General features: G+C 71.9%; 25 protein-coding genes and 1 riboswitch. Of the genes, 8 read left to right on the top strand and 17 right to left on the bottom strand.

The window, feature by feature from the left end:
- Window positions 1-12 precede the first annotated feature (12 nt).
- The 10 genes from SLINC_RS14025 to SLINC_RS13980 all read right to left on the bottom strand — a co-directional run bounded on the left by SLINC_RS14025 (window position 13) and on the right by SLINC_RS13980 (window position 10446).
- Window positions 13-1218, bottom strand: a complete 1206-nt coding sequence (locus SLINC_RS14025) for a serine hydrolase domain-containing protein (protein ID WP_067431694.1) — start codon at window positions 1216-1218, stop codon at window positions 13-15.
- A gap of 113 nt (window positions 1219-1331) precedes the next feature.
- Window positions 1332-2030 carry a YoaK family protein gene (locus tag SLINC_RS14020; RefSeq protein WP_067431690.1) on the bottom strand — a complete coding sequence of 233 codons (699 nt, stop codon included), beginning with the start codon at window positions 2028-2030 and terminating at the stop codon, window positions 1332-1334.
- 155 nt (window positions 2031-2185) lie between these two features.
- Window positions 2186-2605 (bottom strand): aggregation-promoting factor C-terminal-like domain-containing protein, encoded by a 420-nt coding sequence (locus SLINC_RS14015; protein WP_067431687.1) that lies wholly within the window; start codon window positions 2603-2605, stop codon window positions 2186-2188.
- 271 nt (window positions 2606-2876) lie between these two features.
- A complete protein-coding gene (locus SLINC_RS14010; protein WP_067431684.1) occupies window positions 2877-3758 on the bottom strand; it encodes an ECF transporter S component in 882 nt (293 codons plus the stop codon).
- On the bottom strand, window positions 3755-5482 hold the full coding sequence (locus SLINC_RS14005; protein WP_067431682.1) for an ABC transporter ATP-binding protein: 1728 nt from the start codon (window positions 5480-5482) through the stop codon (window positions 3755-3757). The genes SLINC_RS14010 and SLINC_RS14005 overlap by 4 nt, the downstream gene beginning before the upstream one ends.
- Window positions 5479-6627, bottom strand: a complete 1149-nt coding sequence (locus SLINC_RS14000) for an energy-coupling factor transporter transmembrane component T (protein WP_079164525.1) — start codon at window positions 6625-6627, stop codon at window positions 5479-5481. Before SLINC_RS14000 ends, SLINC_RS14005 begins: the two co-directional genes overlap by 4 nt.
- Window positions 6617-7267 carry an SCO2322 family protein gene (locus tag SLINC_RS13995; protein WP_067431679.1) on the bottom strand — a complete coding sequence of 217 codons (651 nt, stop codon included), beginning with the start codon at window positions 7265-7267 and terminating at the stop codon, window positions 6617-6619. Before SLINC_RS13995 ends, SLINC_RS14000 begins: the two co-directional genes overlap by 11 nt.
- Window positions 7264-8490 (bottom strand): prenyltransferase/squalene oxidase repeat-containing protein, encoded by a 1227-nt coding sequence (locus SLINC_RS13990; RefSeq protein ID WP_067431675.1) that lies wholly within the window; start codon window positions 8488-8490, stop codon window positions 7264-7266. Before SLINC_RS13990 ends, SLINC_RS13995 begins: the two co-directional genes overlap by 4 nt.
- A 130-nt stretch (window positions 8491-8620) precedes the next feature.
- Window positions 8621-8693: riboswitch (cobalamin riboswitch) on the bottom strand.
- Between the two features lie 219 nt (window positions 8694-8912).
- Complete coding sequence (locus tag SLINC_RS13985) at window positions 8913-9377, bottom strand: nuclear transport factor 2 family protein (RefSeq protein ID WP_067431671.1); 465 nt, start codon at window positions 9375-9377, stop codon at window positions 8913-8915.
- 43 nt (window positions 9378-9420) lie between these two features.
- Entirely contained in the window at window positions 9421-10446 is a 1026-nt protein-coding gene (locus tag SLINC_RS13980; protein ID WP_067431668.1) for an MBL fold metallo-hydrolase, read from the bottom strand.
- Window positions 10447-10627: 181 nt separating this feature from the next.
- Here SLINC_RS13980 and SLINC_RS13975 point away from each other — a divergent pair, with 181 nt between their 5' ends.
- Complete coding sequence (locus SLINC_RS13975; RefSeq protein ID WP_067431665.1) at window positions 10628-12085, top strand: aldehyde dehydrogenase; 1458 nt, start codon at window positions 10628-10630, stop codon at window positions 12083-12085.
- 6 nt (window positions 12086-12091) lie between these two features.
- Window positions 12092-12325 carry a ferredoxin gene (locus tag SLINC_RS13970; protein ID WP_067431662.1) on the top strand — a complete coding sequence of 78 codons (234 nt, stop codon included), beginning with the start codon at window positions 12092-12094 and terminating at the stop codon, window positions 12323-12325.
- A 228-nt stretch (window positions 12326-12553) separates the two neighbouring features.
- Here SLINC_RS13970 and SLINC_RS13965 read toward each other — a convergent pair whose 3' ends face one another.
- Window positions 12554-13177, bottom strand: a complete 624-nt coding sequence (locus tag SLINC_RS13965) for a TetR family transcriptional regulator (protein ID WP_067431659.1) — start codon at window positions 13175-13177, stop codon at window positions 12554-12556.
- 209 nt (window positions 13178-13386) lie between these two features.
- Here SLINC_RS13965 and SLINC_RS13960 point away from each other — a divergent pair, with 209 nt between their 5' ends.
- Genes SLINC_RS13960 through SLINC_RS13950 form a run of 3 tightly spaced genes read left to right on the top strand, consistent with a single transcriptional unit; the run spans window position 13387 to window position 16615 of the window.
- Window positions 13387-14820 (top strand): glycosyltransferase family 4 protein, encoded by a 1434-nt coding sequence (locus tag SLINC_RS13960; RefSeq protein WP_067431656.1) that lies wholly within the window; start codon window positions 13387-13389, stop codon window positions 14818-14820.
- Entirely contained in the window at window positions 14814-15548 is a 735-nt protein-coding gene (locus tag SLINC_RS13955; protein ID WP_067431653.1) for a class I SAM-dependent methyltransferase, read from the top strand. Before SLINC_RS13960 ends, SLINC_RS13955 begins: the two co-directional genes overlap by 7 nt.
- On the top strand, window positions 15545-16615 hold the full coding sequence (locus tag SLINC_RS13950) for a prenyltransferase/squalene oxidase repeat-containing protein (RefSeq protein WP_067431645.1): 1071 nt from the start codon (window positions 15545-15547) through the stop codon (window positions 16613-16615). Before SLINC_RS13955 ends, SLINC_RS13950 begins: the two co-directional genes overlap by 4 nt.
- A 9-nt stretch (window positions 16616-16624) precedes the next feature.
- Here SLINC_RS13950 and SLINC_RS13945 read toward each other — a convergent pair whose 3' ends face one another.
- Window positions 16625-16915 (bottom strand): hypothetical protein, encoded by a 291-nt coding sequence (locus SLINC_RS13945; RefSeq protein WP_067431641.1) that lies wholly within the window; start codon window positions 16913-16915, stop codon window positions 16625-16627.
- 137 nt (window positions 16916-17052) lie between these two features.
- Here SLINC_RS13945 and SLINC_RS13940 point away from each other — a divergent pair, with 137 nt between their 5' ends.
- From SLINC_RS13940 to SLINC_RS13930, 3 genes are read left to right on the top strand one after another with little or no spacing between them, the layout of a single operon-like run.
- Complete coding sequence (locus tag SLINC_RS13940; RefSeq protein ID WP_225988415.1) at window positions 17053-18372, top strand: hypothetical protein; 1320 nt, start codon at window positions 17053-17055, stop codon at window positions 18370-18372.
- Complete coding sequence (locus SLINC_RS13935; RefSeq protein ID WP_079164524.1) at window positions 18369-19949, top strand: vWA domain-containing protein; 1581 nt, start codon at window positions 18369-18371, stop codon at window positions 19947-19949. Before SLINC_RS13940 ends, SLINC_RS13935 begins: the two co-directional genes overlap by 4 nt.
- Complete coding sequence (locus tag SLINC_RS13930) at window positions 19936-20712, top strand: hypothetical protein (protein WP_152039031.1); 777 nt, start codon at window positions 19936-19938, stop codon at window positions 20710-20712. Before SLINC_RS13935 ends, SLINC_RS13930 begins: the two co-directional genes overlap by 14 nt.
- 7 nt (window positions 20713-20719) lie before the next feature.
- Here the strand turns inward: SLINC_RS13930 and SLINC_RS13925 are convergent, their stop codons facing one another.
- From SLINC_RS13925 to SLINC_RS13905, 5 genes are all read right to left on the bottom strand, one after another.
- Window positions 20720-21727 carry an LLM class F420-dependent oxidoreductase gene (locus SLINC_RS13925; RefSeq protein ID WP_067431631.1) on the bottom strand — a complete coding sequence of 336 codons (1008 nt, stop codon included), beginning with the start codon at window positions 21725-21727 and terminating at the stop codon, window positions 20720-20722.
- 101 nt (window positions 21728-21828) lie between these two features.
- Entirely contained in the window at window positions 21829-22677 is an 849-nt protein-coding gene (locus SLINC_RS13920; RefSeq protein WP_067431630.1) for a hypothetical protein, read from the bottom strand.
- Window positions 22678-22838: 161 nt separating this feature from the next.
- Window positions 22839-23810, bottom strand: a complete 972-nt coding sequence (locus SLINC_RS13915) for an N-acetylmuramoyl-L-alanine amidase (RefSeq protein ID WP_067431626.1) — start codon at window positions 23808-23810, stop codon at window positions 22839-22841.
- Window positions 23811-23846: 36 nt separating this feature from the next.
- A complete protein-coding gene (locus SLINC_RS13910; RefSeq protein ID WP_067431623.1) occupies window positions 23847-24500 on the bottom strand; it encodes a class I SAM-dependent methyltransferase in 654 nt (217 codons plus the stop codon).
- A 195-nt stretch (window positions 24501-24695) separates the two neighbouring features.
- Window positions 24696-26429 carry an MFS transporter gene (locus SLINC_RS13905; RefSeq protein WP_067431619.1) on the bottom strand — a complete coding sequence of 578 codons (1734 nt, stop codon included), beginning with the start codon at window positions 26427-26429 and terminating at the stop codon, window positions 24696-24698.
- Between the last annotated feature and the right edge of the window lie 138 nt (window positions 26430-26567).

Below are 26567 nucleotides of genomic sequence, written 5' to 3'. Positions count from 1 at the left end.
ACTGCCTGAGTGTCACGAGGTGAGCGCGGTCGCGACGCGGGCGACCATCTGCTCGGGTGTGGTCAACGGGGTCGGGGTGTACGACAGGACAAAGCCGAGCCGCCGGTCGCGAGCGTCTCGGGTGTCCCGAGTGGAGAACACGCGGGTGCGGTAGCCGTACACCTCGCCGGTCTTCCCCCAGAAGGTCACGCCGTTGACCGTGACCGTCTGGAGGCCCATGCCGTAGCGGGCGGGCCCGCCGTCGAGCATGCGGACGTCGTCAGGGGGCAGGGAGCAGAGCTTGTCCATGGCCTCGGGTGGCAGCAACTCGCCGTTGAACAGGGCCTGTTGGAAACGGACGAGGTCGTCGACGGTGCAGACCAGGTCCCCTTCGCCCCAGCTGCTGGAGGTGTTGTAGACCGTGATGTCCTCCAGGGATCCGTCGGTCATCCGCAGATAGCCGTGCACATGCGGCCCGTGCAGCCGGGGGTCCTGCCCCGGCGTCAGCGTCCGGGACAGGCCGAGCGGCCGCAGAACGCGCTCGGTGATCACCTCGCGGTACGGCCGCCCCGTCACCTCCTCGACGACCAGGGCGAGCAGGACGTAGTTGATGCCCCGGTACTCCTGCTTGGTGCCCGGCGCGAACTTCAACGGCCCGTGCGTCGCCGTCCGCACCCACTCCCTCGGCGTCCACCGGTCGAAACGGTGCCGCAGGACACCCTCCGGCGTACTTGTGTCCGGGATGCCCTGGTGATCGGGCAACCCGCTGGTGTGATGGAGCAGGTGGGCGACGGTGATCCGGCGCCCGAAGTCGTCGGGCAGCAGCCCCGGCAGATAGCGCGCGAGGGGCGCATCGAGCTTCAGCCGCCCCTCCCTCCACAGTTGGAGAACCACGGTCGCCACGAACGCCTTGGTGACACTCCCCGCCCGGAATCGGTCACCGGGCCGAGGAGCCCGCCCGGTACCCAGCTCGGCGACCCCGGCGGTGCCGTACCAGCGCTCCGTCCCGTGAAAGGCGTACAACTGCGCGGAGGTGGCGTGCGGGTGGTCGAGATCGGAGATCGCGGCCTGTAAGGCGCGGGTGTCGAGGAGAGGGGCGGCGGTGGCCTCGGCGGTGGTCGGTGCGGCGGCCGATGCCGCGGACGCCGTACCGCCGGCCGCCACGGCGAGAACGGCGCCCGCGGCGAAGGCGCGGACCAGGGTGCGGCGGGAGAGGGGGAGGGGTGCCTGGGATGTCATGAGGCCGATGGTGCTATCACCGCCATGCCCCGCCCATCCGGGATGTCCCCCAACCGCTCCGGGATGTCCCCGACACATCCCCTAGACCGGCTCGGCCGGCGGGGAGTCGCGGGCTACTCCCGTCCCGAGGTCACCAGCGCCAGTACTCCGACCGTCAAGGTGGCGAGCAGCAGCGGGATGGCCAGCCCGTGGTGGAGGACCAGCCACGCGCCGAGGACGGCGCCGCCGATCATGGCGATCGTGGAGGCCGCGCGGCGGGGGGTGCGGGCGCCGGTGCCGCCGCCCGCGCGGGAGTCGGCGGCCAGGCCGGTGAGGGTCATCGTCAGCACGGTCGTGGTGAGGTCGGGGATGCCCAGGCGGCGGACGGTCGCGTTGCGCAGGCCCATGGCGAAGGCCGTGACGACGATGAGGGCGTAGACGGTGGTCGTCGCGTGGGGCGCCGCGAAGGCCGTCGCCGCGCACGCGCCCAGCAGGACCGTCTCGACGGCCAGGGTGCGCCGGACCCAGGTCCGGCGGGAGCCGGTGCCGTGCCGGACCGCGACCCGGCCGCCGACCACCGCGCCCACCAGGTAGCACCCCAGCGAGGCCGCCGCGTGCGGCACCGAGAAGCCCGGCGCTCCGGCCGCGGCGAAGCCCAGCACCACCACGTTGCCCGTCATGTTCGCGGTGAAGACATGGCTGAGCCCGAGATAGCTCACCGCGTCGATCAGCCCGCTGACCACCGTCAACGCCAGCAGCACCGGCACCAGCCGCAGCCCGCGCTCCTCCCGCCCGTCGGGGACGTCGACCTCGGCGCTCTCGGCTGTGCTCATGTGACGGTCTCCGGTCGGTGGTCCGGACGGGCGGGGCGCGATCCAGTCCACCACGGGCGGGTAAGACGAAGGGCGCCACAGGTGGGTAAGACGAAGGCGGCGGCCCGGGGATCGTGGGCCGCCGCCTTCGCGACAGAGGGGGCTGGGAGCGGGGCTCAGTACCAGCCGTTGGCCTGCCAGAACGCCCAGGCGGCCGTGGGGCTGCCGTAGCGGTCGTTCATGTAGTCGAGGCCCCACTCGATCTGGGTCTCGGCGTTGGTCTTCCAGTCGGAGCCGGCCGAGGCCATCTTGGAGCCCGGGAGGGCCTGGACCAGGCCGTAGGCGCCGGAGGAGCTGTTCGTGGCGTCGACGTCCCAGCCGCTCTCGTGCTCGACGATCTTGCTGAACGCGGCGTACTGGGCGTCGTTCGGGATCAGCTTCTGCGCGATGGCCTTGGCGTGGGTGGAGGAGTCGGTCGTGGCCGCCTGAGCGGGCGCCGCGGTCAGGACCAGGCCGGCGGTGGCGGCGGCCATCGCGACGGTGGTGATGGCCTTCTTCGGGGAAGCGATGCGGCGGACGATGCGGGAGACGGACACGGAGAACCTTTTCTTCGGGGACAGGGGCGTCGCGTGCAGACCCGAGGGACTTGCGGGAGCTCCGAGGCCCGTGGGGCTCGTCGGCACCGTGCGACGTCGTCCAGAGAAGCAGGCTCGGAAGGTGTCCGCAATGACCCCTTTTACTAGTTGTGGTCGCATCCGGAGGTGGGGTGCATCGTGTGAGCCAGGTCTCAAAGTGCAGGTCAGGTGGGGTGTGGCGAAGGTTGAATGTCTGACTTGTCCTACTGTTCCGGGTAGTAGGTGATGTGGGTCATGTGGGGTGCTTCACCGCTCGCGGGCCCTCGGGAGCCTCGAATGTGACCTGGGCCTCGAAGGCGGCCCGGCGGGTGGCGCGCCGCAGGGCCTTGAGGAGGGTGCGGCCGAGGGTGAGCGTCAGGACGACGGTGACCAGGGCCCGGCCCAGGTCCCAGCCCAGCGAGGTGGCCACGCAGTACGCGAGGAAACGCGCCAGGTTGGCGGGCACGGCCGCGTCCGGGTCGAAGGCGACGGACGAGGCGAGGGTCCCCATGAAGGGCCAGCCGGCCAGGTTCATCACCGTGCCGTAGGCGAACGCGGCTAGGAAGCCGTAGCCCGCGAGCATCGCCAGTTCCGTACGGCCGCGCAGACGGTCGGGGCCCGGCAGCAGGCCCGCGCCCATCGTGAACCAGCCCATCGCCAGCATCTGGAACGGCATCCACGGCCCCACCCCGCCCGTCAGCAGCGCCGACGCGAACATCGTCACCGAGCCGAGGACGAAGCCGAAGCCGGGGCCCAGGACCCGGCCGCTGAGCACCATCAGGAAGAACATCGGCTCGATCCCGGCCGTCCCGGCGCCGATCGGACGCAGCGCGGCCCCCGTCGCCGCCAGCACGCCCAGCATCGCCACCGCCTTCGGGCCGAGGCCGGACTCCGAGATCGTCGCCGCGACCACCGCCACGAGGAGGGCCAGCAGGCCGGCGAAGAGCCAGGGGGCGTCCGCGGCGTGTGCGCTGATCTGGGAGTCGGGTGGTGCGAGGAAGGGCCAGCCGAAGGCTGCGATGCCGACCGCGCTGACCAGGGCGAGGGTGGTGATGGAGCGGGGGCCGAGGCGGACGGCACGGGCCTGCGGGGCCGGCCTCGCGACGGCGCGTGCCTTCACGGGGCTTGTGTTCATGACAGCGCCTGCCTCACCTGGGTCACCGTGAGCCACTGCTGCGGCGCCAGGATCTTGGTGACCTGAGGGGCGAAGGACGGGGAGGAGACGACCACGTCCGCCGTCGGGCCGTCCGCGATGATCTCACCCTCGGCGAGCAGGACCACCCGGTCGGCGAGCTCGGCGGCCAGCTCGACGTCGTGCGTGGCCAGGACGATCGCGTGCCCCTCGGCCGCCAGTCCCCGCAGGACGGTGACCAGGCGGGCCTTCGCCGCGTAGTCCAGGCCGCGGGTCGGCTCGTCGAGCAGCAGGAGGGGCGGGCGGGCCGTCAGGACCACCGCCAGGGCGAGGGCGAGCCGCTGGCCCTCGGACAGGTCACGGGGGTGGATGTCGTCCGTGACCCCGGGGAGCAGCTCCGTGACCAGCGCCCGGCAGGTGCCCGGCGCGGCGCTCGCGTCACGGTCGGCGGCGTCGCATTCTCCGGCGACGGTGTCGGCGTAGAGGAGGTCGCGGGGTTCCTGGGGGACGAGGCCGACCTTGCGGACGAGGTCCCTCGGAGGTGTGCGATGGGGTACGGCGCCGCCGGTTCTCACGGATCCGGCGGTTGGTTCCACCAGGCCTACGAGGGCGGAGAGGAGGGTGGATTTGCCTGCGCCGTTGCGGCCCATGAGGGCGATGGTTTCGCCGGGGGTGATGGTGAGGTCGATGTGGCGTAGGGCGTGGATGTGGGCGCGGCGGATGGAGAGGGCTTGGGTTTCGGCCGCGTGAGGGGAAGTGGGGGTGGTGGTGGGGGGTTGGGGGGTGCGGCGGAACCAGCGGCGGGGGGTGGGGGTGCCTAGTGGGGTGGGGGGTGCGGATTGCGGGCGGGTGCGGGTTGTTTGTGGCTGGTCGCGCAGTTCCCCGCGCCCCTTGGTCGGGATGCTGGTCCGCTCGTCCAGTTGTTGCCGTAGGGCCGATGCCCGTCGCCTTGCGTCCCTGACCGTCAGGGGCAACGGGGTCCAGTTCGCGAGTCGGCCCAGGGCCACCACCGGCGGGTACACCGGGGACACGGCCATGATGTCCGCCGGAGTGCCCAGGACCGGGGGCTCGCCCGGTGCGGGTAGTAGGGCGACCTGGTCGGCGTACTGGATGACTCGTTCCAGGCGGTGTTCGGCCAGGAGGACCGTCGTGCCGAGGTCGTGGACGAGGCGTTGGAGGACGGCGAGGACCTCTTCGGCGGCCGCGGGGTCGAGGGCGGAGGTGGGTTCGTCGAGGACGAGGACCCGGGGGTGGGGGGTGAGGACCGAGCCGATGGCGACGCGTTGTTGCTGGCCGCCGGAGAGGGTGGCGATGGGGCGGGCGCGCAGGTCGGAGAGGCCCAGGAGGTCCAGGGTCTCCTCGACGCGGCGGCGCATCACGTCCGGGGCGAGGCCCAACGACTCCATGCCGTAGGCGAGTTCGTCCTCGACGGTGTCGGTCACGAAGTGGGCGAGGGGATCCTGGCCCACCGTGCCCACCACGTCGGCGAGTTCGCGCGGCTTGTGGGTGCGGGTGTCCCGGCCGGCCACCGTGACCCGGCCGCGCAGGGTGCCGCCGGTGAAGTGCGGGACCAGACCGCTGACGGCACCGAGGACGGTGGACTTGCCGACCCCCGACGGGCCGACCAGCAGGACGAGTTCACCTTCCGGGACCTCGAAGTCGACGCCCTGGACGGTGGGTTCGGCACTGCCGTCGTACGTCACGGAGACGTTCTCGAAGCGGATCACGACGGCTGCTCCTTGGAAGCGGGGGCGAGGAACGCCGGCAGCAGACCGAGGAGTACGGCCGCCGCCGGCCAGAGGGGGAGGGCGGGTGCGACGAGCGGGACCACGCCCGGGTGCAGGGCCTCGGGGTCGTAGGAGGAGGCCAGGACCATGAGGACGGCGGCCGCCGCGCCCGACCCGGTGATCAGCCAGGCGCGGAGGTCCCAGCGGTCCGGGCGGTAACGGGTGCGCGGGGAGCGGCGGCCGCCGAGGCGCAGGCCCGCCAGCGCGGCGGCCAGCCCCGCCAGGAGGACGGGAAGGCCGTAGCCGCCGCCCTCCGCGGTCAGCAGGCCGTACGTTCCCGCGCAGACGCCCAGCAGGCCGCCGAGGGTGAGCGCGGCGGTGGTGCGGCGGACGGGGGCGGGGACGTCGACGGTACGGCCGTAGCCGCGGGCGTCCATCGCGGCGGCGAGGGAGACGGAGCGCTCCAACGCGCCCTCCAGGACCGGGAGTCCGACGTGCAGCAGACCGCGGATGCCCTGGTCCGGGCGGCCGCGCAGGCGGCGGGCCGCGCGCAGACGCTGGACGTCGGTGATGAGGTTCGGCGCGAAGGTGAGGGCCACGACCACGGCCACGCCCATCTCGTACAGGGCGCCCGGGAGGGACTTCAGGAGGCGTGCCGGGTTCGCGAGCGCGTTCGCCGCGCCCACGCAGATGAGGAGCGTGGCCAGTTTCAGGCCGTCGTAGAGCGCGAAGAGGAGGCCTTCGGCGGTGATCGTGCCGCCCAGGCGGATGCCCTGGGCCCAGTGCGGGAGGGGGACTTCGGGGAGGGTGGCGATCACGTGCGTGCCGGGGATGGGGGAGCCGAGCAGTACGGCGAAGGCCAGGCGGATGAGGAGGACGGCCAGGGCCAGCTTGACGAAGGCGGTGTAGGAGTGGGCGGTGGGGGTGCTCGGGCGGCAGGTGGCCACGACGTAGGCGGAGACCGTGAGCAGGAGGGCGAGGAGGAGGGGGTTGGTGGTGCGGGTCGCGGCGGTGCCGAGGGACAGGGCCCACAGCCACCAGGCGCCGGGGTGCGGTGCGGTGCCGGGGCGCGTCGGCGGCACCCGCCCGACGGGCGCCGCCCCGACGGCACGATCGGCGACGGGCCGCGCGCCCCTACCGCGCATGCCTGCGACGCCTCGCCTGCCATACCGCCGCTCCGCCCAGCACCGCCACCGCGGCCACTCCCGCCCACAGGCCCACCGAGGGGCCGCCGTCCGAGTCGTCCCGCTGCTTGGTGGCTGCGGGCTTCTTCGCCTCCGCCACCGGGTCCCCGCACTCCTTGCGCGGATACCCCGAGATCGCGCACAGCAGGGCGTGGGTGTCGTAGCGGAGGGGCTTGGCGACCGTGGCGAGGGCCTCTGCCGTGGTCGCGTCGGGGGAGACGGCCGCGCAGGCCGTGCGCAGGGCGGGCGGGGTCTCGCCGGAGGGGGAGTCCTTCACGGTGCCGAAGTCGATGACCAGGGCCACGCGTTTCCTGCCGTCCTGGGCCGGTGTATCGGCACAGATGGTGGGGAAGTCGGCCGTGCCGCGGGGCCGGGTCGCGTCGCCGGAGTCCTCGCTGACGGCGAAGCGGAAGCCCTGGACGGTGCCGTCGGAGGGGCGGGTGGTGGAGGGGCCCTGGGTGGCGTAGACCCAGCGGTCGCCGTCGCGCTCCCAGAAGGACCAGTAGCGGTAGCCGGCGGCCTGGGCGTGGCCCGCGACGAGCCCGACGAGCAGGAGCGCGACCAGGGCGGGCAGCAGCGTGGCGGCACGGCGACGGGTCACGGCTGCTGCCTCTTGTTGCGGCCGCTGATCAGGAAGCCGATGCCGGCCCCGGCGGCGAGGCCCACGCCGACCATCCACCAGACGCTGACACCGGAACCGTCGGAGTCGGAGTCTGCTTTCGAGTCCGCGTCGCCGTCGGTGGACTTGCTCGCTGCTGGCTGCGGGGCCGGCCCCGTCGCGTTGAGCTGCTTCACCAGGTCCGTGCCACCGAAGTCGCGCGGGTTCGTGCCGGTCGCGTGGGCGGCCAGGATCAGCTGGGCGTAGGCGGCGGGGCCGCTCTGCTTCGCCCACGCGGCGGAGTTCTTCTCCAGCCACGCCAGCGGCTCGGCGGCCCGCTCGGCCCCGCCCTGCGCGGCGAGCGCGACCACGGCGTCGGCGGTGTTGCCGTAGTCGGGCTGGTCGGTCGCGCCGGGCAGCGACGACATCAGGTGACCGTCCTTGGCGAGGGCCTGGGAGAGATGGGCGGCTCCGTTGGCGGCGAGTCCTTTGGGGCCCGTCTCGCACTCGCCCACCTCGGCCCGCTCGCCCGGCTCGACGACCATGCCCTTGCCCAGCGCGCCGAGCACCCCGGCCGCCGTGGCGTCCGCGTTGGCGACCAGCTTGCCCTCCCTGTCGGGCTGGAAGGCGAAGGCCCCCGCCCCGGCACCGTCGCACGGCAGGGCGAGCTGCTGGAGAGCGTCGTACGGGCTGTGGCCGCCCTTGCGCACGTCCGCCGGCTTCTCGCCCACGGCGGTCAGGGCGCCGATGACGACGGAGGTCGAGTTGGTGTCGCCGGCGCCGGTGGCCGTGTAGCCCCAGCCGCCGTCCTTGTTCTGCGCGGACTTCAGCCAGGTGACGGCCCTGTCGGTGGCGTCGTCGTGGCCGCCGAGCGCGGCGAGGGCCTGGACGGCGGCGGCCGTGCTGTTGGTGTCGACCATGGTCTTGGCGTTGCAGGCCAGGGCGGGGTCGACGCGGAAGGGAGCCCACGCCCCGTTGGAACACTGCTGCCCCGTCAGCCAGTCCACCGCCCGCGCCGCCGGCTTCACACCCACTGTGTCCTGGGCGAGCAGGGCGAGGGACTGGCGCCAGACCCCGTCGTACGTCGGATCCGCGCTGCCGTACAGCCCGGACGGGAGCGTCGGGGACGCGGAGGGGGACGGGCTGGCGGCGACGGCGGGCGCGGCGGCGGCGCCGGTCAGGGCGGTGACGGCGGCCAGGGCCGCGGCGCTGCGGCGGACGTTCATGATCGGCGGGTGCCTCTCCTGTGGAGAGCCGGGCAGCACGGGACACCCCCGGCGGCTCGGCTCCGTATCCCTCGACGGTGCCGCACACCGGCCGGTTGCCGGTGCACGTGAGCCGGTCACGTCCCGTCCGGGGCAATCCGGCTCACCGCCCCCACGGACGGTTCACGGCTGCGGGTCAGCGCCGGATTTGCACCGGCTTCCCCCCGTACGGGTGTGATACGACCCCGCCACTGTACCGGCCCGTAGGGAGACACCGGTGGGCTGCCTTGGCGCTCCGCTGGAAGGGCGGTGGTGAATCTGCGGGTGAGTGGGGGCTGGTGGCGCCCACGCGGCGGAGCCACATATCGATACAGCCTCGCGCCCCTTTCGGGGCGCGGCACCGCACCGGGCTTTGCCTAGACCGCTCGGGGGGCCGGGTCAAACTACACGCGGTTGTCGTCCCGGCGCGGAGTAGGCCCCCCGAACGCCAGATGCAAGACCCGGGAGGCAAGCAGCCAGGTGCCGTCGGGTGTGTGGTGGAAGGTGTCGTCGTAGTGGCCGACCTGGACCGGGGGGCCGGAGGGGACGGGGGTCGTGCCGCCGGTGTGGCCGTCGACGCGGTAGGTCGTGAAGTAGGAGGTCGCCGTGGCCGTGTCGGGCGGGGTGACCGTGACCAGGATGTTGGACATCGTGCGGCGGGACAGGCGGTCGGCGGGGCGGGAGCCGAAGTAGGTGCGCAGGGACTCGCGGCCCTTGATCAGGCGGTTGCCCGCGGGCCACTGCCACACGCCGTCCTCGGTGAACAGCTCGGCCACGGAGGCGGGTTCGCCCAGGTCGAGGCGGTGGGTGAAGTCGATGATCAGGCGTTCGCAGGCGCGTTCGGCGAGGAGTTGTTCCAAGGGGTCCATGATTGTTTTTGGTATCAGCGGGCGGGTGCCGACCGCGAGTGGATTACACCGCCACGTACGTCACCGGCTCGCCCCCCGTCACCGCCTCCGCCCGCCCCAGCTTCACCAGGCGTCGCAGATGCGCCTCGGCTTCGGAGACGGCGATCGTGCGGGAGCCGTAGGGGATCTGCGACCAGGGCCGGTTCCACTCCATGCGTTCGGCGAGCTGCCAGGGGGTGAGGGGCTCGGCCAGGAGGGTGAGCAGGCCGGTGAGGCGGTCCTCGTGGTGGGCGAGCAACTCCCGTACGCGTGCGCCCGCGTCAGTGAAGGCGTGCTGGTGGGCGGGGAGCACCTCGGCGGGGGCGAGGCGGCCGACGCGCTCCAGGGAGTCCAGGTAGTCACCGAGCGGGTCGGTGATCGTCGCGTCGTCGGGATCCTCGTACAGGCCGATGTGCGGGGTGATCTCCGGGAGCAGGTGGTCGCCGGAGAACAGGCGTCCGTGGCCCGGGAGTTGGGCGGGATGGTCCTCCTCCAGGTGCAGGCAGACGTGCCCGGGTGTGTGGCCCGGGGTCCAGATCGCGCGCAGCCGGCGGCCGGGGAGGTCGAGCAGTTCGCCGGGGACGATCGCGCGGTCGGGCAGGGCGGGGGAGAAGCCGGGGTGTCGACGGCGGCCCCCGGAGCGCAGGGGGGCCACGTGCTCCTCGGGGGCGCCGGCCGCCTCCAACTTGGCCGACATGTAGGTGAACCAGCGCTCGGGGCGGGTCTCCCGGGTACGCCGCACGATCGCGCCGTCCGCCTCGTGCATCGCGATCCAGGCACCGGACGCCTCCCGGACCCGGCCCGACAGGCCGTGGTGGTCGGGGTGGTGGTGGGTGACGACCACGCCGTGGATCTGTCCGGCCGAGGTCCCGCACGCGTCCAGCCCCGCCACGAGGGTGTCCCAGGAGTCCGGGTCGTCCCAGCCGGTGTCGACGAGCACCGGTCCGCGGTCGGTGTCGACGACGTACACGAGCGTGTGGCCGAGAGGGTTGTCCGGGATCGGGACCCGAAGGGCCCGGACACCGCCGCCGTGGTCGTACACCTGCGTCATGGGTTCCCCAATCACCGCGTTCCGGCCACGCGAGCCCGAGTATAACTAGAACGCGTTTCGATGGGAGCCCGAGGTCATCAACCGGATGACGTGCGCTCCGTGGACTCCTCCGAGTGGAACTGGTATCAGTGCCGTATCTGATGGATCGTCAGGGAGTCACGGAGAGTCTCAGGGAGTCGCCATGACCGAGCTCGTGGAACACGGACAGCTGTTCATCGGCGGGGAGTTGACCGACCCCCTGGGCAAGGACGTCATCGAGGTGGTCTCCCCGCACACCGAGGAGGTCATCGGACGCGTCCCGCACGCCTCGACCGGGGACGTGGACCGGGCCGTCGCCGCCGCGCGCACCGCCTTCGACGAGGGGCCCTGGCCGCGGATGTCGCTGGAGGAGCGGATCGAGGTCGTCGGCAGGATCAAGGACGCGATCGCCGTGCGGCACGAGGAGATCGCGCGGATGATCTCCTCCGAGAACGGCTCGCCGTACTCCTGGAGCGTCCTGGCCCAGGCCCTCGGCGCGATGATGGTGTGGGACTCGGCGATCACGGTCGCGCGGGGTTTCACGTACGAGGAGACCCGCGACGGAGTCCTCGGCCGCATCCTCGTCCGGCGCGAACCGGTCGGTGTCGTCGCCGCCGTGGTGCCGTGGAACGTCCCGCAGTTCGTGGCCGCCGCCAAGCTCGCCCCCGCCCTGCTCACCGGCTGCACGGTGGTGCTCAAGCCGTCGCCCGAGTCGCCGCTGGACGCCTACATCCTGGCCGACATCACGAAGGAGGCCGGGCTGCCGGAGGGCGTCCTGTCCATCCTCCCCGCCGACCGCGAGGTCAGCGAGTACCTGGTCGGGCACCCTGGCGTGGACAAGGTCTCCTTCACCGGCTCGGTCGCGGCCGGCAAGCGCGTGATGGAGGTGGCCTCCCGCAACCTCACCCGTCTCACCCTGGAACTGGGCGGCAAGTCGGCGGCGGTCGTCCTGCCGGACGCGGACGTCGAGACGACGGTGGCCGGGGTCGTCCCGGCGGCCTGGATGAACAACGGACAGGCCTGTGTGGCCCAGACCCGCATCCTGCTGCCGCGCTCGCGCTACGACGAGTTCGCCGAGGCCTTCGCGGCGGCGGCAGGCGCCCTCGTCGTCGGCGACCCGCTGGACCCGGCGACCCAGGTCGGCCCACTCGTCGCCGAACGCCAGCAGCGGCGCAACCTCGACTACATCCGCATCGGCCAGGAGGAGGGCGCGAAGATCCTCACCGGCGGCGGACGCCCGCCCGGCCTGGACAAGGGCTGGTACGTCGAGCCGACCCTCTTCGGCGACGTCGACAACTCCATGCGCATAGCCCGCGAGGAGATCTTCGGACCCGTGATCTGTCTCCTGCCCTACGGTGACGAGTCCGAGGCGCTGAAGATCGCGAACGACTCCGACTACGGCCTGAGCGGCAGCGTGTGGACGGCGGACGTGGAGCGCGGCATCGAGGTGGCCCGCGGGGTCCGTACCGGGACGTACTCGGTGAACACCTTCAGCCTCGACATGCTGGGCCCGTTCGGCGGCTACAAGAGCTCTGGCCTGGGAAGGGAGTTCGGGCCGGAAGGGTACGGCGAGTACCTGGAGCACAAGATGATCCATCTGCCGGCCGGCTGGGAGGGCTGAACGGGCATGGGCGACCGCTGGCAGATCGAGGTCGACCGCTCCCTGTGCATCGGCTCCGCGAGCTGCGTCCACCACGCCCCGGACGGCTTCCGCCTCGACGCGGGACGCCAGTCCCACCCCGTCGAGGCGGAGACCGACGCCAACGAGAAGGTGCTGGCCGCGGCGGAGGCCTGCCCGGTGGAGGCCATCATGATCACGCTGCTGGGCAGCGGGGAGCCGGTGTTCCCGCCGGAGGAATAAAAAAGTTCCCTTTGGGGGGTTGCATCCCCATACGGGAGTTCTATCCTGGAAGTGGCCTACGAGACGAGTGAAGGTTTCGACCGGAGTAGCCGACTTCCGCGAGACCCTACGGCGACGTGAATGCCGCGGGATCCGCCGGGGCCGACGTCGACGGTCGGACCGAGGAAACCCGTCTCGTAGGTCTTTCGCGGTCGTCCCGCGGTCGTCCTGCGGTCAACTCCTCGCCGCTCATCCCCTGTTGCCCTCCGGGTCCGTCAGGTCGATGAGCCGGCACACCGTCTCGATGTCGATCTTCACCTGGGCGATCGAGGCGCGGCCCGAGAGCCAGGTGATCAGCGCCGAGTGCCAGGTGTGCTCGATGACCCGGACCGCGGAGAGCTGCTCCGGCGTCGGGTTCTCCAACTCCATCGCGTCCAGGATGATCAGCGTGGTCTGCCGGGAGACCTGGTCGACCTCGGGGGAGACGCTGCGGTCGGCGAAGGTGAGGGCGCGGACCATCGCGTCCGCCAGGTGCGGCTCGCGCTGGAGCGCCCGGAAGGCCCGCATCAGCGTCTCCGCCACCCGCTCCGCCGCCGTCTCGCCGGCCGGCGGCTTCTTCCGCAGGGTGCCGTGCATGTGCTCCAACTGGTCCTGCATCGTGGCGACCAGCAGATGGATCTTGGACGGGAAGTAGCGGTAGAGCGTGCCGAGCGCCACCTGCGAGGACTCGGCGACCTCGCGCATCTGGACGGCGTCGAAACCGCCCCGGCTCGCCAACTGCGCGCTCGCGTGCAGGATGCGGCGACGCCGGGCCTCCTGCCGCTCGGTGAGGGGCGGTGAGACAGGTCGCTGGGTGCTGACTTCCGCAGGCATGGGTCCCGTTCCCTGACAGTCGGTGAGGGCGTGCGATCGCTCAGCAGAACAGGGTGCCCGGTCGTGGCGTGAATCACCTGATCCACTGCTCGCAGCGTCCTTACCTGCCGGTAGATTCAGAGCCGACTTAACGATCAAGTCTGAAACTTGTTCTAGATTAGCGTCCCGTCGTAGTCTCGCGGGACAGTGCAGGCAGAAGGGGGCCCAGAGTGACCGCTGAGGCCAGTCAGGCGGGGTCTCCTCAGGACCTGGCCGCCGACGGCGAGCGACCGCTCCACATCGCACTCCTCACCTATAAGGGGAACCCGTTCTGCGGGGGCCAGGGGGTCTACGTACGGCACCTCTCGCGCGAGCTGGCCCGCCTCGGCCACCGGGTCGAGGTCATCGGTTCCCAGCCCTACCCCGTCCTTGACGCGGGCGCGGAGTACGCCCACCGCCTCGGCCTCACCGAGCTGCCGAGCCTCGATCTCTACCGCCAGCCCGACCCCTTCCGCACCCCGGGACGCGGCGAGTACCGCGACTGGATCGACGCGCTCGAAGTGGCGACGATGTGGACCGGCGGCTTCCCCGAACCGCTCACCTTCTCCCTGCGCGCCCGCCGCCATCTGCGCGCCCGCCGCGGCGAGTTCGACGTCGTGCACGACAACCAGACCCTCGGCTACGGCCTGTTGGGCGACGTCGGCGCCCCGCTGGTCACCACCGTCCACCACCCCATCACCGTGGACCGGCGGCTGGAGCTGGCCGCGGCGGACGGCCGGTGGCGCCGGTACTCGGTGCGCCGCTGGTACGCCTTCACCCGGATGCAGAAGCGGGTGGCCCGCCGCCTGCCCCTGGTGCTCACCGTCTCCGGCACCTCCCGTACGGAGATCATCGAGGACCTGGGCGTCCGCGAGGACCGTATCCACGTGGTCCACATCGGCGCCGACACCGACCTCTTCTCCCCGGACCCCTCGGTGCCGGTGGTCCCGGGCCGGATCGTCACGACGTCCAGCGCGGACGTCCCGCTCAAGGGCCTGGTCTTCCTGGTCGAGGCGCTGGCCAAGGTCCGCACCGAGCGGCCCCACGCCCACCTCGTCGTCGTCGGCAAGAGGCCCGAGGAGGGCCCCGTCGCCGCCGCGATCGAGCGCTACGGCCTCGAAGGCGCCGTCGAGTTCGTCAAGGGCATATCGGACGCCGAACTGGTCGACCTGGTCCGCTCGGCCGAGGTGTCCTGCGTACCGTCGCTCTACGAGGGCTTCTCCCTGCCGGCCGCGGAGGCCATGGCCACCGGCACCCCGCTCGTCGCGACGACGGGCGGCGCGATCCCGGAGGTGGCCGGCCGGGACGGCGAGACCTGTCTGGCGGTGCCCCCGGCGGACCCGGGGGCCCTGGCCGCCGCCCTGAGCCGCCTGCTGGGCGACCCGGAGCTCCGTGCCCGCCTGGGCCGCGCCGGCCGTGAGCGCGTACTGGACCGCTTCACCTGGGCCCGGGCCGCCGAGGGCACGGTGGCCCGATACCGCGAGGCCATCGCCCGCTCCGCGGCCACGCCTGCCGCCCGGCCCGCGGCAGCCACCGCGAGCGGCGTACCGGACGCCCGCCCCGCGGCCGTCGCCGCGCCCCTGACCGACGTCGATTCCCACCCCGAAAGCAGGGCCACGTGCTGACCGTCGACTTCTCCCGGTTCCCGCTCGCCCCGGGCGACCGTGTCCTGGACCTCGGCTGCGGTGCCGGACGGCACGCGTTCGAGTGCTACCGGCGCGGCGCCCAGGTCGTGGCGCTGGACCAGAACGGCGAGGAGATCCGCGAGGTCGCCAAGTGGTTCGCGGCGATGAAGGAGGCGGGCGAGGCACCCGAGGGCGCGAGTGCCACGGCGATGGAGGGCGACGCGCTCGCCCTGCCCTTTCCCGACGAGTCCTTCGACGTCGTCATCATCTCCGAGGTGATGGAGCACATCCCGGACGACAAGGGCGTACTCGCCGAGATGGTCCGCGTGCTCAGGCCCGGCGGCCGGATCGCCATCACCGTCCCGCGCTACGGACCCGAGAAGGTCTGCTGGACACTGTCCGACGCCTACCACGAGGTCGAGGGCGGCCACATCCGCATCTACAGGGCGGACGAACTGCTCGACAAGATCCGCGAGGCCGGGCTCAAGCCCTACGGCACCCACCACGCCCACGCGCTGCACTCGCCGTACTGGTGGCTGAAGTGCGCGTTCGGCGTCGACAACGACAAGGCGCTGCCGGTACGGGCGTACCACAAGCTGCTGGTCTGGGACATCATGAAGAAACCGCTGGCCACCCGGGTCGCCGAGCAGGCGCTCAACCCGCTGATCGGCAAGAGCTTCGTGGCCTACGCGACCAAGCCGCACCTGCCCGCCGTGGACGCCCGGTGACGGCGTCCCGGACAGAACACCTCGTCCTGCCCGGGGTCCTCACCGCCGAGCAGGCCGCCGCGACCGTCGCCGGTCTCCTCGCCGTGCAGCGCGAGGACGGGGCGATCCCGTGGTTCCGCGGTCACCACCTCGACCCGTGGGACCACACCGAGGCCGCGATGGCTCTGGACGCGGCCGGCGAGCACGAGGCCGCCGAGCGGGCGTACGAGTGGCTCGCGCGCCACCAGAACGCGGACGGTTCCTGGTACGCGGCCTACCAGGACGGGGACTTCGCCCAGGTCACCGACCGCGGCCGGGAGACGAACTTCGTCGCCTACATCGCGGTGGGCGTCTGGCACCACTACCTCTCCACCGGCGACGACACCTTCCTCGACGGCATGTGGCCGACCGTTTACGCGGCCGTCGAGTACGTGCTGCGGCTCCAGCAGCCCGGCGGGGAGATCGGCTGGAAGGGCGAGGACGACGGCACGTTCACCACGGACGCGCTGCTGACCGGGTCCTCCTCGATCCACCACGCGCTGCGGTGCGCGCTCGCGATCGCCGAGCAGCGCGAAGAGGCGCAGCCGGACTGGGAGTTGGCGGTGGGGGCGGTGCGGCACGCCATCCGCCGGCATCCGGAGCGGTTCCTCGACAAGGACCGCTATTCGATGGACTGGTACTACCCCGTGCTGGGCGGCGCCCTGACCGACGCCGAGGCCAAGTCCCGGGTGGAGGACGGCTGGGAGCGGTTCGTCGTGCCGGAGTACGGGGTGCGGTGTGTCGTGCCCAACCCCTGGGTGACGGGGGGTGAGTCGGCCGAACTCGCCCTGACGCTCTGGGTGATGGGCGAGTCCGACCGTGCGCTGGAGATCCTGAAGTCGATCCGGCATCTGCGGGACGACGAGTCCGGGCTGTACTGGACCGGCTATGTCTTCGAGGACGACGCGATCTGGCCGCGCGAGCTGACGACGTGGACGGTGGGTTCGTTGCTGCTGGCGGTGGCGGCGCTGGGTGGACACGAGGCCACGTGTGCGGTGTTCGGTGGGGAACGGTTGCCTTTGGGGCTCGACCCGGATTGTTGCGCCTGAAGGCCGCCCCTAGTGGCGGTGGACCCTGTTGGCTATCGCGTGGCCGATGAACAGGTAGACCACCGCTGCCAGGCCGTAGCCGGCGACCACTCGGGCCCAGGCCTCGTCGAAGGTGAACAGGTCGCGGGACCAGCCGGCCAGCCAGTTGGCCGCGTCGTGGACGAACTGGACCAGGTCGTTGCCCCGGTTCGCGTCCAGGAGGTACATCAGGATCCACAGGCCGAGGATGACGGCCATGATGTCCGCGACGATGGCGATGACCGTGCCCGCGGAATTGGAACCGCTGCGATATCGAGACATGCCTATCGGATGGCCCCGAATCCCTGTTTGAAACGCCAACCGTGGTTCTCCTTCCCTTCCGTCGGGGTACATCGTGATGACGCGGGACGTTCGGCATGGTCACCCATGCTCCTGCCCCTGGAGAGGCAGGAGAGCCGGTGTCCGACACAGACAGATCGCACGCCCCGTCCGCCCCCGACACCCCGCGTCCCCTCGCGGAACCCCGACTCACCACCCGCCGCCGGGAGCGGCGCCGCTTACCCCGGCATGTGGCCGTCGCGCTTCCGCTGGCCCTCGCCGGGCTGATCTCCCTGCTGGTCTCGGGCAACACCCTGCGCCCCTTCGAGACGATCACCACGATCGAGGCCCGCATGGCCTCCAAGTCCGACTACTTCAGGGACCCCGAGGTGCGCCGGCTGCTCCTGAAGCACGGCATCCGCGTGGACATCCACCGGCTCGGCTCCCGGGGCATCGCCACGCAGTCCCTGAAGGGCATGGACGTCGTCTTCCCGTCCGGGCAGCCCGCGGCCAAGCTGATCCTCAACCGGCAGGACCACTCCGTGCGTTCGGTACGGCCCTTTGTCTCGCCGCTGGTCCTCGGCACGTTCCGGGACTACGCCGAGACGCTGGTACGGGCGGGTGTCGCCACCCCGCAACCGGCCCGCGGCGGCGGCCGGACGCTCTACTACGACCTCGACATGGAGAATTTCACGGGCCTGCTCGACGGCCGGGACGGCAAGCGGGACATCGGCGACCAGGACAGGGACGGCACGGTCGAGCGGGCCGACACCTGGAACGGCATCGGCTTCGACAAGGGCGGGAACAGCAACAGCGGACGGGTCCTCGTGCGCACGTCCAGCGTCTGCGAGTCCAACGCCGCGGGCACCTACCTGAGCATCCTCGCCTTCGTGAAGAACGACGACAGCACACCCGGCGCGGGCGAACCGGACCAGGACAAGGCCTCCCGGGAGGCCCTGGACGTGGCCGCGCGAATCAAACCCCTCATCGACCTCCAGGGCATGTGGGCCGACGAGCAGGCCGACAGCTACCTCTCGGCCCTCGGCGAGAGCATCGCGCCCATCTCCCTGATCTACGAGCACCAGTACCTGGCCCACCAGATCGACTACGAGCGCAGACACCACCGCCAGGACTCCAGCCGGGTGCTGCTCTATCCCACCCCCTACGCCCTCACCGAGCCGCAGCTCATCTCCCTCAGCGGCAAGGGCGACAAGCTGGTCGGCCTGATCGCGACCGACCCCGAACTGCGCCGCCGTGCCATCGAGTTGGGCTTCCGCGTCCGCTTCTCCGGCGAGGACGGCACCAGCGAGCAGCTCAACGCCCACCTGGACGAGAACGGCATACAGGTCCCGACCCCCAACCGCGACCGCACCAAGGTGTACGAGCCCGGCCTGGACATCCTGGAGAAGATCATCGACTACGTGGGCGACTGCCCGCCGCCCGTCGGAGACACCCCGTGAGCCCCACGCGCCCCTACGCGCGCACCCTCACCGCCTGTCTCGCCCTGGGCCTGCTCGCCCCGCTGCTCTCCGCCTGCACACGGGACGGGGACGACGTCACCCTGAGAGTCCTGGCCAGCCCTGAACTCGCCGACGTACAACCACTGTTGGGCCGGCTGGAGGAGGACACCGGGGTCCGGCTGGAGATGGACTACAAGGCGACCGCCGACCTGGCGGGCGCCCGGAACCCGGCCTACGACCTCGCCTGGCCCGCCTCCGACCGCTCCTATCTGCTGCGGCTGCGGGACTCCGGCGGCGGGGCGGCCCGGCCCGAGTCGACCGCGATCATGCGCTCGCCGGTGGTCGTCGGCCTCACCCCCGAGACCGCGGACACCCTGCGGGACAGGGTCCCCGGCGGACGCCTGTCGTGGGCGGACATCGCGGACGCGGCCGCCGACGGCACCGTACGGTTCGGGATGGCCGACCCGCGCGCCAGCGACACCGGACGGGCGGCGCTGGTCGGTGTCGCCACCGCGGCCGCCGGCACCGGCAGCGCGCTGCGCGAACAGGACGTCTCCTGCGACCGGTTGCGCGGCTTCCGCTCCGGCCAGACCCTCACCGCGGCCGGCTCCCGCGACCTGATCGACACCTACGTACGACAGCCGGGCCGGGCCGACGCGCTGATCGCCCACGAGTCCGAACTGCTGTCGCTGAACGCCACGGACAGGCTGCGCGCGCCCCTGGAGATCGTCCATCCCGAGGACGGCATGGTGCTGTCCGACTTCCCGTTGCTCCTGCTCGACACCCGGCAGCGGCCGGCGTACCGGAAGGTCGTGGACTGGCTGCTGCGGACCGACACACAGCGGGAGCTGACGCGGCTCACCTGGCGCCGCCCGGTGAACCAGGACGTCACCCCCGCGCCGCCGCTGCGGGCCGCGGTCGGCAACGCGCTGTCCTTCCCCGACCGGCTGTCCATCGTGGAACGCCTGGTCGCCGACTACGGCGATCCGGCCCGGCGCACCACCGACCAGGTGGTCTTCCTGCTGGACTTCTCCGGCTCGATGCGCGGCCCGCGGATCGCCGCCCTGCGTGCCGCGTTCGCCGACCTCAGCGGGGCCGACCCGACCTCCACCGGCAAGTTCGCCCGCTTCTACCGGGGGGAGCGGCTGACGGTCGTACGGTTCGGCGGGCGGGTGCTGGAGGAGCGCACGGTGACCGTCCGGGACGACCGGGACCTCCGTACGCTCGGCGACACCGTGGCCGACGGCGGCTTCGGCGACGCCACCGCCGTCTGGTCGGCCCTCGCCCACGGCTACCGCCTCGCCGCCGACGCGGTCCGCGAGGAGCCGCGACGCCCCGTCTCCGTCGTCCTGATGACGGACGGCGAGAACAACGCGGGCATCGGCTATGAGGAGTTCCTGCGCCGGTACCGGGCGCTCGGCCCCGAGGTGCGCGAAGTACCCACCTTCCCCGTCCACTTCGGCGAGGCCGACGCGGCCGCCCTGCGCAAGGCGGCCGACGTGACCGGCGGACGCATGGTCGACGCCGGCCGGTCCTCGCTCTCCGAGGCCTTCAAGGAGATCCGTGGGTGTCGTTGACAGTCAGTGGTGGAGCCAGTGGTGGCCGTGGATGGCCGTGTGGCTCGGAACGGCGGCCTGCCTCGGCGTGCTGCTCCAGTACGCCCTGGCGCGCTGGAGGCCGTGGTCGGGATGGCGTGGCGATGCGCCGCCGGTGATCTCCGGCATGTGCATCTACGTCAACGAGACGTGGGTCAAGGACATCGCCGACATGCACGGTATCCCCAACACCGGGGAGATGGCCGTCGCCGCCAAGGTCGCCACCGTCCGCGGGCTGGGCATGTTCGCCCGGTTCGGCACGGCCGGCGGCAAGGCCCAGCACGACGAGACCAAGGAACGCGTGGTCGAGTACCTGGAGCAGAACACCCCCATGAAGGCGCTGAGCCTGATCATGGACAAGCTGCGGGCACGCGACTGGGTGGTGGACGCCGACCTCGCCACCGGACGCCTCGACCCCAACGGGACACTCGCCAGGACCCTGTCCGCCGCCGCGGACCGCTCGACGGCCTCCCTGACCGCCGTACGCTCCGACTTCGTCCTGGTCACCGGCCTGTTCACGGCCCGCCGCGCGGACGGCGGCGGCATGGTGCTGCGCGCCCGCTACGGCCCGGGCGAGCTGGCCGCCCATGTGAAGATCACCTGCAAGGAGAACTGGGTCCGCGAGGAGTTCCGCGTCGAGGACTACGCGGAGGGCGAGTTCCCGGCCACCTGCCTGGGCCGGGTCCGCGTCTGGAACCCCACGACGGCGGAACTCACCCTGGACCCGGTGTCCGTCTTCCACTGAGCGGGCCTCAGGTGTTGAGCTCCGCCAGCACCCGCAGCGTCCGCGCGTCCGGTGCCAGTGCCAGCAGGTCGGTGACCGGGCCCTTGCGCCACGACTCCAGCTTCTCGGCGATGCGTTCGCGCGGTCCGACCAGCGAGATCTCGTCGGCGAAGGCGTCCGGGACGGCGAGGACGGCCTCCTCGCGGCGGCCCTCCAGGAACAGGCGCTGGATCCTGCGCGCCTCCTCCTCGTACCCCATGCGTCCCATCAGGTCGGCGTGGAAGTTGCGGGCCGCGTGGCCCATCCCGCCGATGTAGAAGCCGAGCATCGTCTTGACGGGCAGGAGTCCTTCGGCGACGTCGTCGCAGACGCGGACCTGCGCCATGGGGGCCACGAGGAAGCCCTCGCGCAGGTCCTCCAGCGTGCCGTACGCCTCGGGGCGGTCCGGGGACCAGTACAGCGGGAGCCAGCCGTCCGCGATGCGGAGCGTCTGCGCCACGTTCTTCGGCCCCTCGGCACCGAGGAGGACCGGCAGATCGGGGCGCAGGGGATGCGTGATGGACTTCAGCGCCTTGCCGAGGCCGGTGGCGTCCGGGCCGCGGTAGGGGTGGGAGTGGAAGCGTCCGTCCACGGCCACCGGCGCCTCCCGCCGCAGCACCTGCCGTACGACGTCGACGTACTCCCTCGTCGCGGTCAGCGGGGACGCCGGGAACGGCCGCCCGTACCAGCCCTCCACCACCTGCGGACCGGACAGCCCGAGCCCGAGCAGCACCCGCCCGCCGGAGAGATGGTCCAGGGTCAGCGCGTGCATCGCCGTCGTGGTCGGGGAGCGGGCCGCCATCTGCGCGACCGCCGTGCCCAGCCGGATCCGGGAGGTGTGCGCCGCGATCCAGGTGAGCGGGGTGAAGACGTCGGAGCCCCACGACTCCGCGGTCCACACCGAGTCGTAGCCGAGCCGTTCGGCCTCCTGGGCGAGCGGCACGTGGTCGGGGGAGGGGCCGCGGCCCCAGTAGCCGAGCGCCAGACCGAGCCGCATGCCAGCCTCCTGACGGGGCGTCAGCCAGTGGAGGGGGCGACTGTACGACAACGGCCCCGCACCCGGAAGGGCGAGGGGCCGTTGTCGAAGGGGGTCGGGGCTCAGCCGCGCTGGATCCCCGAGGTGTCCTGGAGGACGCCGCGGCGGCCGTCCTGCGTCTGCGCGACCAGCGCCGGGCCGCGCTGCTCGACCGCCAGGTACCAGGTACCGGGGGCCAGTTCGGCGATCGGGGTGGGCGAGCCGTCCTCCGCGAACAGCGGACGCGGCACCGGCACGGCGAACCAGAACGGCGAGAACTCCGCCGCCGCCGGAGCCGGCGGCTGGGCCTGCTGCGGCTGACCGCCGAACGGCTGCCCCGGCTGCGGCTGTCCACCGTAGGGCTGACCGGGCTGGCCGGGACCCGGCTGGCCGGGCTGCGGGGCGCCGGGGTAGCCGTAACCGCCGGGCGGCTGGGCGCCGTAGGGCTGCGGCTGCGGCGGCTTGGGGGCCGGGACGAGGGCGGCCTTGAGGGCCGGGACGAGAGGGGTGGCGAGGGCGGCCGCGGCCATGACCAGGGTGGCGATGAGGGCCAGGATCAGGCCGATACCGGCGTCGGGGCCGGCCGAGCCACCGCCGCTGCCGCCGTTGTTCGCGCCGCCGGCCGGGTCGAAGATGTTGCCGAGCGCACTCCAGGCGGCGAAGACCGTGAAGGCCACACCGAACTGGCCGAGGTCCAGACCGGCCACCTTGGGGACCTGCGGCAGGCCGTGGGAGACAACGACGAGCGCGGCGCCGATGATCCCCGCCAGCACTACTCCGAGCACGACCGGCCCGCTCGCCCAGAGGCTGGGGAGGTCGTAACCGTCCGGGACCCCGTCGATCGAGTAGATGTCGAGGAACGAGGCGATGAACAGCAAGACCGCTGCTCCGATCACCACGCCGTCGCCTCTAGTGAGGGAGCGGATATTCACTTCAGTCGGTCCTTCGCAGGTCGTCTCGTCGTCGGTAGGAGGCTCGCTGTCACCATGTCGCCGTCAGGCCCCGGTGTGAAGCGCGGGGGTGGCCCCTCATCGTAGGGACGACACTATCGTCCGTGAGAACAAGGTGTCCGCCAGGATCAAGGGGCTGATCACTACCCGCGCAGGAAACTCACGATTCCATCAGAGATCCCTTGCGCCGCCTTCTGCCGCCAGGCGCCGCTGGTGAGCAACGCCGCGTCCTTGCTATCGCGCATGTTGCCGCACTCGATGAACACCTTGGGAACCGTTGACAGATTGAGACCGCCCAGGTCCGTACGGGTGTCGAGACCGGTACCGCCGCCGATGTAGTTGGAGGGGGCGCTGCCTGTCGCCCGCACGAAGTTGCCCGCGACGCGCTCACCGAGGGCCCGCGAGGGGCCGACGATCGAACGGGTGTCGGCGGCGCCCTCGTTCACACTCCCCGGGAGGATGACGTGGAAGCCGCGGTTACCGGCCCCCGAACCGTCCGCGTGGACCGAGACGACCGCGTCGGCCCCTGCCTGGTTGCCGATCCGGGCCCGCTCGTCCACACACGGCCCGAAGGGCCGGTCGCCGTCCTGCGTCAGCTTCACCGTGGCGCCCTGCGCCTGAAGCAGCGTGCGCATCCGGTGGGCCACGTCCAGGGTGAACTCCGCCTCCTTGTAGCCGGAGTTGGTGGCCGTCCCCGTGGTGTCGCACTCCTTCCAGTTCGTACCGATGTTCACCTTGCGGTTGATCTCGGCCGTGTGCTGGAAGTTGCCCGCGTTGTGCCCCGGATCGATCACGATCACCTTGCCCTTGAGCGGCCCGGAGACGGCGGGCGCCGAGGCCGTCGGCGTGGGACTCGCCTTCGGCGTCCCGCCCGGCTTGTCATCCCCCGACCCGGCCGACGAGGCAGCCGAGCTCCTGGGCGAAACGGGCCCACTCGCCGACGCCGTGGTACCGACCGCGCCGGCACCCCCGTCCGAGCCCGCACCCCCCACCACCTCGTACACCACCCACCCGAGCAACGCACCCGGCACCAGCGCGACGAGCGCGACGGTCAGCGGACGACGCCGGGGACGGCGGGGCGGGGACGGTTCGAAGCCGGGGCCTACGTAGGACACGACAGCGACTCTAACCGTGCCCCCGGCCCCCCGCGCTCAGATCCCCGCCCCGGTCCGCCGCAGTACGCGCAGTGAGTCCGTCGCCGCGGTCTCCGTGAAGGCGCCGGACGCGAGGGCCCTGAGGTAGACGCGGTAGGGGGCCTGGCCGGTGAACTCGTCGGCCGGGTCGGGGAAGACGTCGTGGATGACGAGCAGGCCGCCCGCGGCGATGTGGGGTGCCCAGCCCTCGTAGTCGGCGTTCGCGTGCTCGTCGGTGTGACCGCCGTCGACGAACACCAGACCGAGGGGGGACCCCCACACCTTCGCGACCTGCGGCGAGCGGCCGACGAGGGCGACGATGTGCTCCTCCAGGCCGGCCCGGTGCAGGGTGCGGCGGAAGGTGGGCAGGGTGTCCATCAGCCCGATCTCGGGGTCCACCGTCTCCGGGTCGTGGTACTCCCACCCCGGCTGCTGCTCCTCGCTGCCCCGGTGGTGGTCGACGGTCAGCGCGACGACCCCGGACGCGCGGGCCGCGTCGGCGAGGAGGATCGCGGAGCGGCCGCAGTACGTGCCCACTTCGAGGAGGGGGAGCCCGAGCCGCCCGGCCTCCAGGGCCGCCGAGTAGAGGGCGAGGCCCTCACCCACCGGCATGAACCCCTTCGCCGCTTCGAACGCGGCCAGGATTTCGGGCTTGGGAGCGGCCGCGGGCATCGGCGGTTTCCTCTCGGTCATACGTGCGGACAGTCGCCTCATGCTGCCGCACCCCCCGTCGGCGTCTGGACAGGGGGTGCGGAAAGCCTTTCAGGGGCGCGGGGCTGTGTCGAATAGCGGCTCCGCCGCGGGGCGCGACCAGCCACAACGGCGCCGCAGCCGCCACACCACATTCCGTGGCAACCCAAAAGGCGTCTATGCCTTGACCGTCTCCCCGGGCAACGCCAGATCCAACTCCACGGCCGACAACCCACCCGCATGCGTCGCCGACGAAGCCAACGGCCCGTACCCGGCAGCCCGTGCGGCCAGCACATACGCCCCGCCGCCCGGCACCGCGAGAGCATAGGTCCCGTCCTCGGAGGAGAGCGTCGCACCGGCCTGGCGGCCCCGGCGGTCGATCAGGGTGACCTTGGCCCGGGGGACAGGGGTGCCGACGGCGTCCAGGACACGGCCCCGGAACCCCCGCAGCACTTCCTCCGCCCGCTCGATCCCCGCGTCCTCCTCGCTGCTGGCCCGCAGCTGCGGCGCGCGGTTCGGCTTCGGCAGGAACAGCGCCATCAGCAGGCCGACCGCCACCGCGCCGGTCGCGATGAGGAAGGAGACCCGGAAGCCGTGCATGGTCGGGATCTCGACGCCGTTCACGGTGTTCGCGGTGTTGGCCAGGACCATGCCGATCACGGCGCTGGAGACCGACGTACCGATGGAACGCATCAGCGTGTTCAGCCCGTTCGCCGCACCCGTCTCCGACGCCGGGACCGCGCCGACGATCAGTGCGGGCAGCGAGGAGTAGGCGAGACCGATGCCCGCGCCCAGGACGACCGAGATGACCAGGCTCTGCCAGGGGGCGCTCATCAGGCCGAGCCCCGCGCCGTAGCCGATCGCGATGATCAGCATGCCGAGGATGAGGGTGGTCTTGGGGCCGTACTTGGCGGACAGGCGGGCGTAGACCGGGGCCGTGAACATCATCGTCAGGCCGAGCGGGGCGACCAGCAGGCCCGCGACGACCATCGACTGGCCGAGGCCGTAGCCGGTGGCCTTGGGCAGCTGGAGCAGCTGGGGGAGGACGAGCGAGACGACGTAGAAGCTGACGCCGACCATGATCGAGGCGAGGTTGGTGAAGAGGACGGCGGGGCGGGCCGTGGTGCGCAGGTCGACCAGCGGGGCCTTCACCTTCAGCTCCATGACGCCCCACAGGACGAGGACGACGGCCGCGGCGGCGAACAGGCCGAGCGTGGTGGGGGAGGTCCAGCCCCAGTCGCTGCCCTTGGTGATCGGCAGCAGGAACAGGACGAGGCCGGTGGACAGGCCGAGCGCGCCCGGCAGGTCGAAGGAGCCCTCGGCGCGCATCGGGGACTCGGGAACGACCAGGAGGGTCAGCACGATGGACAGCGCGCCGAGCCCTGCCGCGCCGTAGAAGAGGGCGTGCCAGTCGGCGTGCTGGGCGATCAGGGCCGCGGCGGGCAGCGCCAGGCCGCCGCCGACGCCGATGGAGGAGCTCATCAGGGCCATCGCCGAGCCGAGCTTCTCGCGGGGCAGCATGTCCCGCATCAGACCGATGCCGAGGGGTATCGCGCCCATCGCGAAGCCCTGGAGGGTACGGCCCACGATCATGGTGAGCAGATCGCTGGTGAGGGCGCTGACCAGGGCGCCGACGACCATCACCGCGAGGCTGAGGATCAGCATGCGCCGCTTGCCGTACAGGTCGCCGAGGCGGCCCATGATCGGCGTGGCCACGGCACCCGAGAGCAGGGTCGAGGTCAGGACCCAGGTGGCGTTGCTGGGCGTGGTGTCCAGCAGCTGCGGCAGGTCCTTGATCACCGGGACGAGCAGGGTCTGCATCACCGCGACCACGATGCCCGCGAAGGCGAGGACCGGGACGACGGCGCTGGTCGCTCTCCTGGTGGGCTGGTCGGTCGGTGTGTGCGTCATGTGAGGCAGGCCTCCGGGCGGGGACGTCGGTGCGTGGTCACGTACGTGTTCAGGTACGTGTGGTGTGAACTACGTATGCGCGGGCAACTATTCCGATGCTTCGGCGTACTAACGATTTCTTTATATTCTCTTGGGGAA

This window comes from Streptomyces lincolnensis (assembly GCF_001685355.1).
Lineage (GTDB): Bacteria > Actinomycetota > Actinomycetes > Streptomycetales > Streptomycetaceae > Streptomyces > Streptomyces lincolnensis.
Note: the sequence above shows the minus strand (reverse complement) of the source record. Positions and strands in the feature narration are given on the sequence as shown.